Source organism: Brevibacillus sp. FSL K6-6036 (assembly GCF_037964015.1).
Taxonomy (GTDB): domain Bacteria; phylum Bacillota; class Bacilli; order Brevibacillales; family Brevibacillaceae; genus Brevibacillus; species Brevibacillus borstelensis.
The window spans coordinates 4,955,236-4,971,329 of the sequence record NZ_CP150173.1 but is presented as its reverse complement, the minus strand read 5'-3'; the positions used below and the strand labels follow the sequence as shown (position 1 = coordinate 4,971,329).

The following is a 16,094-nucleotide window of genomic DNA, read 5'->3' as shown; positions in this document are numbered from 1 at the left end:
ACCAGAAGGGGTGTTTTTTGGTGGGTAATAAAGCGATATCGACGGACCTCTTGCAGGATTGGTATTACCACATGCTCTTGATCAGACGCTTTGAAGAGGCGATCAACGAGAAGTTTTTAGCCGGGGACATTCCGGGTTTTGTTCACTTGTACATTGGCGAGGAAGCGACCGGAGTCGGCGTTTGCTCCGCCTTGAACCGCACCGATTACATTACCAGCACACATCGGGGGCACGGCCACACCTTGGCAAAAGGCGCCGAAGCAAAACGGTGCATGGCCGAATTGTACGGGCGCAAGACAGGCTACTGCAAGGGAAAGGGCGGATCGATGCATATTGCTGACTTTGGCATTGGCATGCTCGGGGCAAACGGCGTCGTGGGCGGCGGGTTTAATTTGGCCGTCGGAGCCGCGCTGGCAGTCCAATTGCGCAAAGGCTCAGAGGTAGCCGTCTGCTTTTTCGGCGATGGGGCGAGCAACCGGGGTACCTTTCACGAGGGGCTGAATATGGCAGCCGTCTGGAAGCTGCCCGTCGTATTTGTCTGCGAAAACAACCAGTGGGCATCGACGACGCCGATTCACGAAGCGACGGCCGTCACGGATATTTCCGTAAGAGCGTCGTCCTATGCCATGCCAAGCGCGATGGTGGATGGCAATGATGTTTTTGCCGTGTATGAAGCCGCAGTAGAAGCCGTAGAACGAGCCAGGCGAGGCGAGGGCCCTACACTTGTCGAGTGCAAAACGTACCGGATCAAAGGCCATTTCGTAGGCGATCCGGAGCAGTACCGGACGCGGGAAGAAGTGATGAGCCAGATGGAGAGCAACGACCCGATCAAGAAATTCCTCGAGCGGGTTCTCCCGGAAAAGCTTCTGACCGAAGAGCAGCTCCAAGCAATCGAGCAGCGGGTCGCGGAAGAAATCGAAGAGGCGATCCGCTTTGCGGAGGAGAGCCCTTATCCTGATCCGGAGGAAGCATTTGATGATCTGTACGTAGAGGAGGAGACCAGCCATGCGTAACATATCCTTTTCTCAGGCAACATTGGAAGCGATGCAGGAAGAAATGCGCCGGGACGAGCGAGTTTTCATCATGGGAGAAGACATCGCAAGCCAGGGCGGCATTTTTGGACAGTTCAAGGGCTTGCCAAAGGAATTCGGCCTGGAGCGTGTACGCGATACGCCGATTTCGGAAACTGCGCTGGTGGGAGCGGGAATTGGCGCCGCTCTTGCGGGAGCTGTGCCGGTCGTCGATATGCACTTTGCCGATTTTATCGGGGTGACGATGGACGAGGTGCTCAACCAGATGGCCAAAATACGCTACATGTTCGGGGGCCAGGCGACCCTGCCGCTCGTGCTGCGGGCACCTGACGGCGTGACACGCTCAGCGGCGGCGCAGCACTCGCAATCGCTGGAAGCATGGTTTTTGCATATTCCGGGCCTCAAGGTCGTCATTCCGTCCAATCCCGCGGATGCCAAGGGGCTTCTGAAAGCGGCGATTCGCGACCAAAACCCGGTGATCTATTTTGAACACAAAGACTTGTTCAGCAAAAAAGGACCTGTTCCGGACGGCGACTACCTCACCCCGATCGGCAAAGCGGCGGTCGTGCGCGAAGGGAAGGACGTGACCATCGTGTCGTACTCGGCCATGCTGGGGAAATGTCTGGAGGCCGCCGATCAGCTTGGCAGCCTGCACGGACTCGAGGCGGAGGTGATCGATTTGCGGACGATTGTTCCAATGGACATGGAGACGATCTACGAGTCTGTCAAAAAGACACATCGTCTGGTCGTAGCTCATGAGGCGGTCAAAACAGGCGGTGTCGGGGGAGAAATTGCCGCCTCGGTCAGCGAAAACATCCTCGAGTACCTGGACGCCCCCATCATCCGCGTAGGTGCCGCCTTTACCCCGATTCCTTTCAGCCCGCCTCTGGAAAAGCGGGTGATTCCACAAGTGGAATCAATCGTAGAAGCTGTTCTGCGGGCACGCTGGTAAACAAATTGAAGGAAGGGGGAAATAACATGGCATTCGTAATCACCATGCCCAAGTTCGGTTTGACGATGACAGAGGGGACCGTTTCCGTCTGGTGCAAAGCTGTAGGCGAGCGTGTCGAGAGCGGCGAAGTGCTGTTCGAGGTGGAGACAGACAAGATCACCAATGAAGTGACGGCACCAGGGACCGGGGTTTTGCGCCATATTTTTACGCCCGCAGGCGCAGCGGCACAGGTCGGGGCAGCGCTTGCGATCGTGGCGGAAGAGTCCGAGGATATTAGCGGGTTGCTGGGAGCAGACGGTCAGCAGGGGGCAGGCGAGGGTTCACATCACAAATCCAACGATGCTGTTAGCCGTGATTCGAACGATGCTTCGAGTCTCGAATCAGGCGATCACACCCTTTCAGAGGGGTTTCGCCTCGCGACTCCGCTCGCTCGCAAGCTCGCCAGGGAGAAGGGAATCGATATAGGCCAAGTCAGTGCATCCGGCCCGAGAAGCATCGTTGTCTCCCGCGATGTCGGGGATACTGGGGCAAAGCAGCCGGCTATCTCGCCAGCAGCCAAAAAATATGCGGAGGAGCAAGGTGTGGCCTGGGAGAGGATCGACCAGCGGGGGCGGATCATGCTGCCTGACGTGATTGCCGAACAACTGAAGCAAGCGGGAGGTCAGTGGACGCATCCGCCACGGGAAGCGGAGTCGGCAGCCGCAACCCGCCCGATGACAGGCGCACGCAAGGTGATCGCGGAGCGGATGACCCGAAGCTGGCAGCAGATCCCCCACGTTACACTCACCAGGGAAGTCGATGTAACTCCGCTGCTGGCCGCACATGCCATTCTTTCCGCAGATTTGGCGAGTACGGGGACCAAGCTGACCGTTACCCATTTTCTGGTCAAAATCGTTGCCATGGCTCTGCAAAAGCACCCCAGTCTGAACGCCTGGTGCCAAAATCAGGCGATCACTATCCACCCGGACGTCCATCTCGGCGTGGCCGTCTCTGTCGAAGACGGGCTGCTCGTTCCGGTCATTCCTCACGCGTGCAAACAAGATTTGGGCGAGATAGCGGAAGCCTTGCATAATCTGACGACGCGCGCCCGCGAGCAGCGCCTGACGGTCGATGAAATGCGCGGGGGCACGTTTACGATCAGCAATCTCGGCATGATGGGTGTCGACGGTTTTACGCCGATCATCAATCCGCCAGAAACCGGGATATTGGGGATCGGCAGGATCGTCGAAAAGCCCGTATGGATCGGTGATGACCTCGCTCGACGTTCCATGCTGACGCTGTCCCTCTCTTTTGACCATCGGGCACTCGACGGGGCGGAGGCAGCCGGGTTCCTCCAGACGGTGCATGACTACATCCAGCAGCCGCTGCGGCTGCTTGTAAAGGGGAGGCGGTAGGATGAAAAAAAGGCTGATCGTCATCGGTGGAGGGCCGGGAGGATATACGGCAGCTTTGCGTGCGGGCCAGCTGGGGGCGGACGTCACCCTGATTGAAAAAGGACAGCTCGGCGGCACCTGCCTGAATGTCGGCTGCATCCCGACAAAAAGCCTGCTGGAGTCCTCCCACATATGGGCGAAAAGCAGTCAGTGGTTCCCGGAGAACAAAGCTGGTGAAGTTCCATGGCCGTCCATTCTGGAGCGGAAAGAAAAAGCGGTCATGCAGCTTCGAAAAGGCGTAGAAGGGTTGCTTCGGAAGGGGCAGATCAGGGTCGTAAAAGGGACAGCTTCGCTTGCCGGAGAGAAAAGGGTGACTGTTGCGGGAGAAGAGCAGTTGTTGCTGGAGGCGGATGCCATTATCCTGGCGACAGGCAGCCGTCCGGTCGTTCCGCCGATTGAAGGCATTGACCTGCCGGGAGTAGTCACAAGCGATGAGCTGCTCTCCGTTGCCGAGCTGCCCAAACGCCTTGCCATCATCGGAGGCGGGGTCATCGGCGTGGAATTTGCGACCGCTTTTTCCGAGCTGGGCGTGGATGTGCATGTCATCGAAGCGGCAGAGCGCATCCTGCCGAATATGGACCCGCAACTGTCCCGGCAGTTGAAAGAGCTGCTGGAAAGACAAGGCATTGCCTTTTGCCTTGGCCAAAAGGTCGTAAAAATCATCAAGAAGGAAACGGAAGGGCTGGAGCTGCAATTGTCGGAAGGCAAATCGGTACAGGCCGACCTGGTGCTGGCGGCGGTGGGCAGAGCAGCCGTTCTGGAACCGCTCGGGCTGGATAAGGCGGGGATTCGGGTAGTGAACGGCAAAATAAAGGCAGATGCGTATCAACAGACGAATCAGCCGGGCATCTACGCCATCGGGGATTGCGCAAGTCCGATCATGCTGGCGCATGTCGCGATGGCAGAAGGCAGGGTAGCGGCTGAACATGCCCTGGGCTTCCCCACACAGCCAGTCAACTTCGACCTCGTCCCTCACTGCGTCTACTCTCATCCGGAAGCGGCTATGGCAGGCCTAACGGCAGAAGAGGCGAGAAACAGGGGATTCGACGTTCAGGAAGGGGTCTTTCCGCTGATGGCAAGCGGCAAAGCCCTGGTTGGGGGAGAGACGGACGGGTTTTTAAAGGTGGTAGCGGACAGAAAGTACGGGCGGCTTCTCGGCATTCATCTGCTGGCTCCGCACGCGACCGAAATGATTGCGGAAGCGTCGCTCGGTCTGACGCTCGAGGCTACGCTCGACGAGCTGGTCAAAACGATCCATCCCCATCCTACGGTCGCGGAAGGCATCCAGGAAGCCGCGATGAGCATCATGGGGCAAGCAATTCACCTCCCCTAGTCCAGGGAGGCTGCGGCTTGCATGCCTGCCAAGAGGCACTGCCGTACACGCCAGGGAAAAGGCTGGTTTGCAGAAACCTAAACAGACAAAAAAAGGCTCCCTTGTCTCGCAGACAAAAGGGGCCTTACTGCGTTGACTGATGTTGTGCCGCAGAGCTTGAGCTCGATCTGTATCGCTGCCAGCGGGTGCGGGCCGGTTCCCACAAAACGGCGATGAAAGCGCCGAGGGACGTATTGGTGATCATATTCGCTACAGCAGGGACCGCAGCGATCGGGCTGATGTGCTCCATGGCAAGAAGCGCAGCCAGGGCCGTATTGCAAATCCCGAATTCATAGACGACGGACCGTCGATCCGCTTCCGGCATCCGGAAACCGGCGCCAAAGCAGTACCCGAGCACCATGGGAACGGTTATTTGCAGAAATACGCAGAGAAACAGCCAGGGGAGCAGGACCAGATTCTCCTGAAGCATAGTCTGCGCACCAGAAACGACAGCGAGATCAACAACGATGAGGGCGGCAGCAGAGAGCAGGGGAATGACTTTCTTGACAGGGGCCAGCCGCGACTCCCATTTCCACTGGATCGCCAGGCCCGCCAAAATCGGCAGGAGGACGACGTACACCATTTGCAAAAACAGCGGCAGAAAAGCTACGGGGACAACGCTGCCGACCGTCGCTTTCATGATCAGCGGGGTCAAAACGGGGCCCACCAGCGTATCCACAGCGGACATCATGATGCTCAAAGCGAGCGTTCCTCCTGCCATAAAGGTGTACAGATTGGCTGATGTCCCGCTGGGCACCGCCCCTGCGAGGATTGTCCCCGCCAAGAGATCAGGCTGATCCCGGAAGAACAGAAACGCGAGCCCGATGGAAATGCCCAGCGAGATCGTCCATTTGCCGGCTACGCCAAGCAAGGCGTTCTTTGGCTGCCGAATGACCCGTCTCAAGCTCTCCTGCGACAAGGTAAGTCCCATGTTAAACAAAATAAAAGCGAGCGCAGGGGCGGTCCAATTTTTCAAGAACAGAAAGTGGCCGGGAAAGTGGTAGGCGAGAAGCGCACAACAGACGATCCACAAGGGCAACAATTTGGTGACGGCGGCTTGGAAAAAGCGAAGCATAGGCGGTCCTCCCGGCTATGTAACTGTCCACCCGCCGCAGACGTTTACGGATTGGCCTGTTATATAGGCAGCGGCGTCGGATGCCAGGAATGAAACGGTTTTTGCTACATCATGCGCGGAGCTGATTCGCCCGAGCGGGATGTTACCGATGTAATTTTGCAGGGACCTTTCGCTGCTTTGGCCAAAGAGAGCGCTCATGTCGTCAGCCATTTTCGCCAACAGCTCTGTTTCCATGGCACCGGGACAAACGGCGTTTACGCGAATGCGTCTTGGGGCAAGGACAATCGATGCAGTTTTTGTCACGCTCAAAACCCCCGCTTTTGAAGCCGCGTAGGCTGCGGAGAGCGGGCGCGGGCTGTTTGCCGCAACCGAGGCGATATTGACGATGGAGCCGCCGTCATGCAGGAATGGAGCGGCGGCTTGTATCATGAAAAAGACAGCCTTCAGGTTGATATTCATCACCAGGTCCCAGTCGGAGCTTGTGACCTGATCCATCGGCTTGACGATATTGACGCCAGCGTTGTTGACCAAAACGTGGAAGGCCCCGTGCTCCTGAACGATCTGGGAGAGCAGGCCTTGGATCGCATCTGTTTCCGCCAGATCGATTTGTTTCCCATCTGCTGTATGACCTTTGGAGCGGAGCGTTTCGACGGCGGCAAGCAGTTTATCCGGATTGCGGTCCAGCAAAACAACGCGGTGACCAGAAGCAGCGAGGTCCTCTGCAATCGCGTAGCCAAGTCCCTGAGCCGCACCGGTAATAACCGCCAGCTTTTTTTCTGAACACATGGGTATCGCCTCCTTCATGATCTTCCTCTCGTCAATACCCACAGTATTGCTTGCAGCCGACGAGCGAGTCTAGAGCCACTTCCACAATTGGCCTTTCGATTGCGGAGGAGAAAAATGGAAAAGCAAGCCGGGCAAGCGCGACAGCTCTCGTTACTGTATAATTTGGAAATGAACGACATATCAGGAAAGGATTAAAGAATGAAGAGAATCAGTTTGTTTATGTTGGCGATCCTGTGGCTTGTCTCGGGCTCCATCGCCTCCGCGGCCGCTCTCCCGGAGCGGAATGGAGTCGTGACCGACCCCGTCGGGTTGTTTTCATCCGATGAAGCCGAGCAGATCAAAGAGAGTACGAAGGACAAAAAGTACGAGCTGCTGCTCCTTACCGCCAGCGGGCTGGATGAGGCGGAAGGGGAGCGCTTGGCCAACGAGGCCTACGACGGCTGGAAGCTCGGAAAAAATCAACTGATGCTGGTCGTGACGGTGAATCCGAATCACGTGCATCTCGTATTCGAAAACAAGGAGCTGGCAAGTCAAGTCGCCCAAAGCGATGCGGGGGATGTAAAGGGGATTCTCGACCTGCAATTCGTACCGCTGGCGCGAGAGGGAAATGTCGCTGCAGGAGTGATTGCGGTCAGCGACTACGTCAATGAGATTTCCGAGTCGGCGTCTGCGGGGAATGCGGGAGTCACTGCGACGACCCCGGCATCGTCTCCGGCAAATGCGACGACGGCACCGTCAGCATCGCCCGCGGCCTCAGGCGCTTCAAAGGCACCCTCCGGCAATGCGGCAACATCGAAGCACGCTGCGACTCCGCCGCCATCATCCGCTCCATCCGGTTCGGCTCCTGCACAGGCCAAATCGGCGACATCGGCTCATTCCCAGAACTCCATCGTCTGGGTTCTGCTCTTTCTATGCATCGGAGCGGCTCTGTTTTTCACGATCAGACAGCTTGTCTATCGCTCCCGTCTAAAGAAAATGCTGGACCGGGCTGTAAAGAGCCATGCGGAAGCGACGCCTGCCGTCGACCAGATGATCGTCTCCGGGCTGTTCCGCGAGCTGGAGGTCGGCCTCATCGAGGGGGAAACGAAAAAGCAGGTTGCACAGCTTGAACAAGCCGCCCTTCAGCTGCACAAAGAGTCGCAGCAGCTGCAGGAGCAGCTGGCGGGACAAAAGGTTTCCTTTTTCTCCGGGGCCAAAACGGAACAAGCCATACAGGGCCTTCTGGATGCAGTGGAGGCGTATTGTAACAAAATTGAACAAAATCAAGCAAGATTGAAAGAAATTGAAAGGCTGTCCGTCGAGGTAAGGCGTCTCGTCGAAGAGGCTAAAGAAAGAGCAAAAGAGACGTCGGCAATCATCGAGGCGCTCGCCAGGGAAACGTCCTTCTCCTTGACCGTCATGAGGAAGCAGCTGGAACAGGCTGGAGCCATTTTGAACAAAGCGGACAGCATGGATGAATTTGATTACTTGCAAGCCGAAGGACCTGCCAAAGAGGTACATCAGATGTTTGACGGCTTGCGGGCTGCTGTCGATGAGATCAGAGCCCAGATCGAAAAGCACAAGGAGTTTCCTCCCCGGATCAAGCTGAGAGAGGAGGAGCTTCGCCAAGTGGTGGGACGTGAACAGCTGCTGCTTGTCGATGCCGACCCTTTTGCCATTTTGAAAGCGGCGGAAGCGGAAGTGCCGCGCCTCGGAGCGCTGATCGAAGCAGGTGACAGCAACGAAGCAAAGGCATGTATCGATGGCATGGAGAATGGTTTGCAACAGGCGAGCGACGTCGTAGCGGAAATGATTCGGCACCGAGATAGCGCAAGAGCGACAGTACGCAACACGGAACAGCTTCTGGCTGAACTGAGGGAATTCGATTCCGCGTACAATCAGGAGTTTGCGAGACTGCGCGAACGCTTTGCCGAAGTTCATCTCCGTGAGCAGGAAGAGCGTTACGGACAAATCATGGGGGACAAGGAAGAGCTTGAACGGCTTTTGATCGAAATAAAGTCGGCGCTTGACGAGCGCGTGCAAAAATACAGGCTGGCCCACGAACGGAGCGAGCTGTCAGAGCACCTGCTTTCACAGATAAAAAATGTCCGGGAGCAGAGCCTTGGCTATCGCATGGCTCTGGAGGAGCGGGTACAGACGGCAGGCGACCGTTTTCAGCAGTTCCAAAGCCGTTTCTATCAATCAGCGTCTGCTTTTGAGCAGCTTTATGTCAGAATTCCCGAGATTGCCAGGATGATCGCCGAGATAGACAAGGAGATCAACGGGCTGGAGAGCCTGATGAACGGTCAATTGCTCGACGTCTATCAGATCGAGGAGGCGCTGACTTCATTTGAAATGCTTGTCGATCAGCTTGCTCACCGGGTGGAGCTGGTCAAGCAGAAAAAGGAAGAGACGGTGCGCGCTTTCCGGAGGTTCGAGGACGCCTATTCGAGCAGACGCAATCGATACGGCAGAAGAATCCGCCTTTCCCGCTATTCCTCCCAGTACGATCGCTTAAAAGAACAGGTGGAGCTGGCGATCAGGGAGGGGTCCTTTGCCGAGGCCATGCAGGAAATCTCCCGAGGAGAAACGATCCTCAGCGAAATGGATCGGGAGTACCGGCGAGCTTTGGATGAGGAGCGCCGACGAAACAATTCTGGCGGATTTGGAGGCGGCTTCGGAGGAGGTTTTGGCGGCGGCTCGGGAGGAGGACGCTCTTCGGGAAGCTCGAGCTGGGGCGGAGGCGGCCATTCGTCAGGCAGCTCAAGCTGGGGCGGAGGGTCGTCGAACAGCGGGAGATCCTCCGGGTCGTCGCAATGGTAGACAATGTGGTCCGACTACTGCCATACAGCACCGCAAGGAGAAAAAACGGCTGGCTTCCGGCCGTTTTTTCTTTGGCCAACAAAGTTTCGCGAAGCCCATTTTCATAAAGGCAAAAGGGGGCGTCAGGCGCTTGATGCCGACATTGCGCCAGTTCCCGGAAGACCTGTGGTATCCTATGGAGTATGAATCAAAATACATAGGGAAGAGGGGAGAAGCCAACATGCACCGGTTTTACAGCCAAACGCTAAAGCTCCTGGACACGGAGCTGGAACGGATCAAAAAAGCATTGGACCGATTGCCGGAGGAGCGGGTGTGGAAAAAAGTGCGCGGGAGCACCAACAGCGTCGGCAATCTCTGCTTGCATCTGGCCGGAAACGAATATCAAAACATCGTCAGCGGGATCGGCCAAAAGCCGTTCATCCGGGAAAGATCGGCAGAATTTCTCGCGGAAGGCGGCGTCAGTCCGGACGAGCTTTTGGCGCAGCTGACAGGCGTGCGCCAGCAGACGCGGGCGATACTGGAATCGCTCTCGCCAGAAGATATGGAAAGAGAAGTGACGATTGTCTATCCGCCGGACGCGGGAATCGCCTCGTACACCCGTCATTTGCTGGAAATCCTGTACCATACGACTGCCCATTATTCGTATCATACAGGTCAAATTGTCTACATGACCAAGCTTTTACAGGACGGCGATGAGCATTTATTGAGCTGGAAGCATTGATCTATGTCACTTTTTGTGTTACTTTGTCGAAATATAATGGTAATTTTACGACGATCAAAAGATCACGACATGGAGGGGCGTTACGTGAAGAAATCAGCAATGCTAGTTGCAAGCACTCTATTGACTCTATCCCTGGCTCTCGCTGGCTGTGGAAAGCAGGAAGGGGAAAGCGCAGCCGGAGGATCAAACGGGCAGCAGAAGGCGGAAGCCGCTACTGTCCAAATCGGGATGCTCAAGCTGACAAGCTCTGCACCGTTGTTTATCGGGATTGAGAAAGGCTTTTTCAAAGAAGAAAACATTGATGCGCAGGCAAAGTGGTTTGAAGCTGCTCAGCCGATCGCGGTAGCGACAGCTGCGGGAAGCGTGGATGTCGGAGCGACCGGGATTACGGCGAGCCTGTACAATATGGTGTCTGGCGGACAAAAACTGGTAATTGTGGCCGATAAAGGAAGGGAACAGCAGGGCTACTCCTCCTCTGCTTTATTAGTACCTGGCGATTCACCACTTAAAAGCATCGAAGAATTAAAGGGCAAGAAAATCGGCATCACACAGACCGGATCGACCTATCATTACATGGCCGGCAGAATGCTCGAAAAGCACGGCCTCGGGCTTGGCGACGTGGAGCTCGTCCCGCTCAACAGCATCAAAGGATTGATGGAAGCCCTCAAGAGCAAACAAGTGGATGCTGTTCTTTTGAACGAGCCGAATATCTCGACCGTTGTAGACGAGGGCTACGGCAAGGTAATCGCCCAGGTAGGCGACGAGATCGAGTACCAGACTTCGGGCATCTTCTTCTCTCCGAAGCTGGCTGAGAACAAGGATGTGGCCGAACGCTTCCTGAAGGCATACGCAAAAGCGACCCGTTACTACTACGATGCCGTTCTCACAAAGAAAGACGGACAGATCGTTCCTGGCGAGCATTACGATGAAGTCGTCCAAATCATCGCCAAGTACACCGATCAAGAGCCGGACATGATCAAAAAAGGATTGCCTTACATTGACCGCGACGGCAAGCTGCTGGAGTCCGACATCAAGACCCAGGTAGAGTGGTATGCCAAGGAAAAGCTGATCGACAAAGCGATCGATACGAGCGAAATCGTGAATACGCAGCTGTTGGAAGATGCTTTGCAAAAGTTAGGGAAGTGATCGCATGAGAATTGTCATCGAAGATGTCGGCAAGACGTTTCTTGATTCAAAAAAACGAGAAGTGACCGCGCTTACGAACATCAATTTTTCCATTGAAGAGCAGGAGTTCGTCGTGCTGGTCGGACCGAGCGGCTGCGGCAAGTCCACGCTGCTCAACATCGTCGGAGGCTTGATGTCGCCCAGCAGCGGGACGGTCTATTTTGAAGGAACCCAGGGGAAAAAGCCCAAACTGGGCATTGTCTTTCAGGAAATTGCCCTGTTTCCGTGGCGGACGGTCTATGAAAATGTCATCTACGGACTGGAAGAGAGCGGCGCCAGCAAACAGGAGCAGCAGGAAAAGGGCAAGCACTACATCGACATGGTCGGCTTGCAGGGCTTTGAAGGGGCGTACCCGAAACAGCTCTCAGGCGGGATGAGGCAGCGGGCCGGGATCGCCAGAGCGCTGGCGGTCGAGCCGGATCTGCTGTTGATGGACGAGCCTTTCTCCGCGCTGGATGCCCAGACCCGCACACTCATGCAGGAGGAGCTGCTGACGATCTGGGACCGGACCAGACTGAGCACGCTGTATGTAACGCACAACATTCAAGAGGCCGTCTACCTGGCTGACCGGGTGATTGTCCTGTCCAGACATCCGGGCCAGATCAAGGAGATTATCCGCATTGACCTTCCGAAAATAGGAAGGGACAAAGAGGAGTACCGCAGCCAGTTCGAGCAATACGCCGACCAAATCTGGCAGCTAATCAAACACGATGCCCAGGAAGCGCTGAAGGAGGGGTGAGCAGGATGAACGAGCAAAGACAAGTCATTACCAACCGCGTCGCCTTTCTGGAGCAAAAAATTCCGGGCTATGCCGCCGCACTGGGGATTGCCGGACTGGTGGTACTGTGGGAAATCGTCTGCCGGATGAACATCGTACCCCCGCTCTTTTTGCCTGCTCCCTCCGCTATTTTGACAGCAGCATGGGACATGCTCGTGAACGGCGAGCTGATCGAGAATCTGCTGGCCAGTATGTACCGGATCGGAGCGGGATACGCCATCGGAGCGATCTGTGGAATCGCGATTGGCCTGATCCTCGGGTTCTCCCGGTGGGCCGATGCCATTTTGACTCCTATCGTTTATTCGATTTATCCGATTCCGAAAATTGCCCTGCTGCCGCTGATCATACTCTGGTTCGGGATTGGCGAGATGCCCAAGGTCGCAATCATCGCGCTCGGGGTGTTCTTCCCGGTCGTGATCAATACGTATTCGGGCGTGAAAACGGTCGATCCCATTTTGATCAAGGCTGCTGTCACCTTTGGCTCCAACCATCTCAATGTCATCCGAAATGTGATCCTGCCAGGGGCGCTGCCGATGATCTTTGCCGGTCTGAAGCTGGCGGCCGGAACCTCGCTGCTCCTGTTGGTGTCTGCGGAAATGATCGCGGCCCAGCAAGGGATTGGTTCGATGGTACTGCATTACGGAAACCTGATGATTACGACCAAGCTGATGGTGGGCGTGCTGTTCCTGTCCCTGCTCGGTCTAATTTTCAACCGCACGCTGCAGTGGCTGGAGCGAAAGCTGATTCCGTGGAAGTAATGTGAGGGATGCGGCTTTGGCGAAGGGGCCGGACTCAAAGCAAAAGCGTAAGTCAGGCTGTCAGGAAAGTGAGTCCCCGCCTCCATGCTGCTTGAGAGGAAAACAAAAGCTGACGTTTGCAAGCTAGTTTGCATACGTCAGCTTTTTCCTTTTCCGCTGCAAATGGTTGTACCTGTATAGCAGAAGCTGGACTGGCTGTAGCGGTGTTGTCCAGGTAAGTTGGCTTCGGCGTTATGCTTATAAAGAAAAGTGGCTCCCTTTTATGAAGCGGCCCCATTTATAAAGGGCGGGATACAAACCGCACGGCGCGGCTGATCAAGCCCGGCAGCACCGAAACATGGCCTTCTCCCTCATACTCCTTGTACTCGGTGCGAACCCCGTAGCTTGCCAGGGCGGAAAGACGCTCTGCAAGCTCCTTTGCATTCTCGTTCATGCGGCTCTGGTGGCCCTTCTCCAGCTCCCCTACCGCGATCATGATGCCGATGTCGCCGACCGTCTGCTGCTTTACCAGGGAAGAGAACTGCTCCTCGGCTTTCAGCAGAAAGACCTTGTTCCAATGGATGGACGGACTGCCGGCGATATAAGTCTGGAAGGCGTGCGGACGGGTGAACAGGACTTGCAGGACAAAAAGACCGCCAAGAGAGTGCCCAAAGATGGCCTGTCTGCTTTTATCGACAGGGCAGCAGCTTTCAATCCTCGGCTTGAGCTCCTCCTCGATGAATGTCAAAAAGGCTTCGGCGCCGCCGTGCTCCGGCCACGCGGTCCCATCAGGCCGAGGAGGGAGCTCGGCAAGGGGGCTTGGCATCGTAAAATCATAAAAGCGGGCGGGCGGAAACGGCGCTTCCTCTGGATAGCCGATCCCGACAATAACCGCCGGAAAAACGCCCGTCTTCTCGGAGCGGCGGGACTGAATGCGTACGGCCTCCGCCATCGTGGCGAACAAGGCGTTGGCGTCGAGCAAATAGATCACCGGATACCCCGAGGGTGGCGGAGCCTCGCTTGGCCTGTAAATGAGAATGCGATACTCCCGGCTGCTGACGCTGGAGCGCATGGCGTACTGTTCGGTTTGGGGAAGAAAGACCCCGCCTCCGCCTTCCCACACGTTCACTTCTTCAAGCTCCTTTTGCTGGCTCTCCACTGTATCTACTTCCTCTCGCAGTATTTTTTTCGGACTCAACGGCTTTTTTTTCTGGAAAGCAAAAAGATGAAATAGGGAACACCGATGATCGCAATGACGATTCCGACCGGCAATTCGGCCGGGGCAAAGAGGAGCTTGCCAATCGTGTCGGAGACCAGCACCAGCGCCGCTCCGACCAGTCCGCAAACAGGAATCATGTACCGGTGGAAATGGCCGACCAGTCGCTTCGCGATGTGGGGAGCCATCAGTCCGATAAAACCGATGCCACCCGACACCGAAACACAGGCGCTCACGATGCCGATGCTGCACAGGATGAGCATTGCCTTTTCTTTTTCCGACGAAACACCGATGCCGATGACGATGTCTTCGTCCAATTTGAACACATCGAGGATGGCCGACTTGCTGACAATGACGGGAATCAGACAGACAAGCCACGGGAGGATGGAGGCGATATATTTCCAGTTGGCGTTGTAAATGCTGCCCGAATTCCAGACGACTGCCATCTCAAAATCGCTCGCGTTCATCTTCAAGGTCAGAAAAAGGGTGAGCGCACCGAGCCCGGAACCGATCGCAATCCCGGTCAAAAGCAGGCGCTGCGGCTCCAGCCGCCCGTCTTTCCAGGCAAAAAGGTAGATCAGGAGGGCCGCTAGAAGACCGCCAGCCAACCCGAAAAGCGGCATGGTCAAAATCGCCGTCCACCCGGTTCCCTTTACCTGTCCCTGATAAAAAAACAGAAAGATCACCATGGCCGCGCTTGCCCCCGCATTGATTCCCAAAATGCCGGGATCTGCCAGGCCGTTTCGCGTAATTCCCTGAATGACCGCTCCGGCAATGCCAAGCCCGATTCCGACCAGCACGGCGATGACGATGCGCGGCAGACGAAACTCAAGGATGACCAAATCATGTTCCGGCTGCGGGTCGATACGCAAAAGCGTCCGAACAATATCCATCACAGTCATATCGAAAGAGCCGTTCGTCAGGCTGATATAAGCAGCGGCCAGAATCACGCCGATCCCGGCGGCCAATACGGCAGCGTAACGGCCTTTGGAAGCATTATGCACGCTTTTCGCCCCCTCTTGTCCGGATCAGATAGAGAAAGAAAGGGACGCCAAGCAAGGAAGTGACCACGCCAATCGGCATCTCGTACGGATAGTTGACAAACCGGCTGAGCACATCGCATAGCGCCAGAAAGATGCCGCCAAGCACCCCGGAGCACGGGATGATCCATCTGTAGTCGGCACCGGCCAAAAAGCGGGCGATATGGGGAACGATGAGTCCCACAAAGCCGATTTTTCCTGCCAGCGCTACGGATATGCCGGTCAGGATGACCACGCTTCCGGTAGCCATAAACTTGATAGCGGTCGTTTTTTGCCCGAGGTTGACGGCGATCTCCTCTCCGAGAGACAGGACCGAGATGGACTTGGAGAGCCAGATCGCTGCCAGTATGCCGACCACCGCAAACGGGACTGCCAGCTTGACCAGCGTCGGGTCCAACTGGTGAAGCCGGGCGTTGTACCAGAAGCTGATGCTTTGCGACACCTGAAAGTAGGTCGCCACAGCGGTAGCCACGCTGCTCAAAAACGTGCCGATAATCGTCCCCAGAATCGCCATGCGCACCGGGGAGAGCCCCCCCGGCAGCAGGGTGGACAGTGTGTAAACAAGAAAGATGCTGAGGGCCGATCCTATAAAGGAAAAGAGAATCATCTCCATCGAGGACGAGTTGGGCATAAACACCATGCAGATCGTGATGGCAAAAGCCGAACCGTCGGTCACCCCCATAATGGAAGGCGACGCCAGATAATTTCGTGTAATCCCCTGCATGATCGCCCCTGAAATAGCCAGGAAGGCCCCGATCAACAGGGCCCCGATTGCTCTCGGAAATCTGGAGTGCATGATAATCTGGTGATTGACATTGCCCGGATCAAAATGGAACAGCGCATCGCGAATCGTATCCACATCAATCTCCTTGGCCCCATAAAGGACTGACAGCAGGATCGCAAGGACGATGAGAACCGGCGAGCTCCCCAGGATCAGGGCAGATGCAAGCTTGTTTGAACGCATCG

The 16,094-nt window shown here is 56.1% G+C and carries 14 protein-coding genes; 9 read left to right on the top strand and 5 right to left on the bottom strand.

What is annotated here, in order from left to right; translation table 11 throughout:
- Window positions 1-20: 20 nt before the first annotated feature.
- From NST37_RS24215 to lpdA, 4 genes are read left to right on the top strand one after another with little or no spacing between them, the layout of a single operon-like run.
- Window positions 21-1,013: a thiamine pyrophosphate-dependent dehydrogenase E1 component subunit alpha gene (locus NST37_RS24215; protein ID WP_238986212.1), complete on the top strand. Its 993-nt coding sequence runs from the start codon at window positions 21-23 to the stop codon at window positions 1,011-1,013.
- Window positions 1,006-1,983: an alpha-ketoacid dehydrogenase subunit beta gene (locus NST37_RS24210; RefSeq protein ID WP_003388696.1), complete on the top strand. Its 978-nt coding sequence runs from the start codon at window positions 1,006-1,008 to the stop codon at window positions 1,981-1,983. The genes NST37_RS24215 and NST37_RS24210 overlap by 8 nt, the downstream gene beginning before the upstream one ends.
- Window positions 1,984-2,009: 26 nt before the next feature.
- A complete protein-coding gene (locus NST37_RS24205; RefSeq protein ID WP_003388693.1) occupies window positions 2,010-3,377 on the top strand; it encodes a dihydrolipoamide acetyltransferase family protein in 1,368 nt (455 codons plus the stop codon).
- A gap of 1 nt (window position 3,378) precedes the next feature.
- A complete protein-coding gene (lpdA, locus tag NST37_RS24200) occupies window positions 3,379-4,749 on the top strand; it encodes a dihydrolipoyl dehydrogenase (RefSeq protein WP_327956212.1) in 1,371 nt (456 codons plus the stop codon).
- 124 nt (window positions 4,750-4,873) lie between these two features.
- Here the strand turns inward: lpdA and NST37_RS24195 are convergent, their stop codons facing one another.
- Both NST37_RS24195 and NST37_RS24190 read right to left on the bottom strand, forming a co-directional pair.
- Complete coding sequence (locus tag NST37_RS24195; RefSeq protein WP_031932491.1) at window positions 4,874-5,863, bottom strand: bile acid:sodium symporter family protein; 990 nt, start codon at window positions 5,861-5,863, stop codon at window positions 4,874-4,876.
- Between the two features lie 15 nt (window positions 5,864-5,878).
- Window positions 5,879-6,649: an SDR family NAD(P)-dependent oxidoreductase gene (locus NST37_RS24190; RefSeq protein ID WP_003388690.1), complete on the bottom strand. Its 771-nt coding sequence runs from the start codon at window positions 6,647-6,649 to the stop codon at window positions 5,879-5,881.
- Window positions 6,650-6,847: 198 nt separating this feature from the next.
- On the opposite strand from NST37_RS24190, the gene NST37_RS24185 reads away from it, so the two are divergent.
- The 5 genes from NST37_RS24185 to NST37_RS24165 all read left to right on the top strand — a co-directional run bounded on the left by NST37_RS24185 (window position 6,848) and on the right by NST37_RS24165 (window position 12,893).
- Window positions 6,848-9,451, top strand: a complete 2,604-nt coding sequence (locus NST37_RS24185; RefSeq protein ID WP_339185965.1) for a TPM domain-containing protein — start codon at window positions 6,848-6,850, stop codon at window positions 9,449-9,451.
- A 133-nt stretch (window positions 9,452-9,584) separates the two neighbouring features.
- Window positions 9,585-10,172 (top strand): DinB family protein, encoded by a 588-nt coding sequence (locus NST37_RS24180; protein WP_339186821.1) that lies wholly within the window; start codon window positions 9,585-9,587, stop codon window positions 10,170-10,172.
- A gap of 84 nt (window positions 10,173-10,256) precedes the next feature.
- Window positions 10,257-11,318: an ABC transporter substrate-binding protein gene (locus tag NST37_RS24175; protein WP_003388687.1), complete on the top strand. Its 1,062-nt coding sequence runs from the start codon at window positions 10,257-10,259 to the stop codon at window positions 11,316-11,318.
- A gap of 4 nt (window positions 11,319-11,322) precedes the next feature.
- Entirely contained in the window at window positions 11,323-12,096 is a 774-nt protein-coding gene (locus NST37_RS24170) for an ABC transporter ATP-binding protein (protein ID WP_024983022.1), read from the top strand.
- 5 nt (window positions 12,097-12,101) lie between these two features.
- The gene (locus NST37_RS24165) at window positions 12,102-12,893 is read left to right on the top strand and encodes an ABC transporter permease (protein WP_339185963.1); all 792 of its coding nucleotides are present in this window, start codon (window positions 12,102-12,104) and stop codon (window positions 12,891-12,893) included.
- Between the two features lie 277 nt (window positions 12,894-13,170).
- On the opposite strand, the gene NST37_RS24160 is transcribed toward NST37_RS24165, so the two are convergent.
- From NST37_RS24160 to NST37_RS24150, 3 genes are all read right to left on the bottom strand, one after another.
- The gene (locus NST37_RS24160) at window positions 13,171-14,001 is read right to left on the bottom strand and encodes an alpha/beta hydrolase (RefSeq protein ID WP_339186819.1); all 831 of its coding nucleotides are present in this window, start codon (window positions 13,999-14,001) and stop codon (window positions 13,171-13,173) included.
- A gap of 65 nt (window positions 14,002-14,066) precedes the next feature.
- A complete protein-coding gene (locus NST37_RS24155) occupies window positions 14,067-15,092 on the bottom strand; it encodes an iron ABC transporter permease (RefSeq protein ID WP_024983019.1) in 1,026 nt (341 codons plus the stop codon).
- Entirely contained in the window at window positions 15,085-16,092 is a 1,008-nt protein-coding gene (locus tag NST37_RS24150) for an iron ABC transporter permease (protein ID WP_003388681.1), read from the bottom strand. Before NST37_RS24150 ends, NST37_RS24155 begins: the two co-directional genes overlap by 8 nt.
- Between the last annotated feature and the right edge of the window lie 2 nt (window positions 16,093-16,094).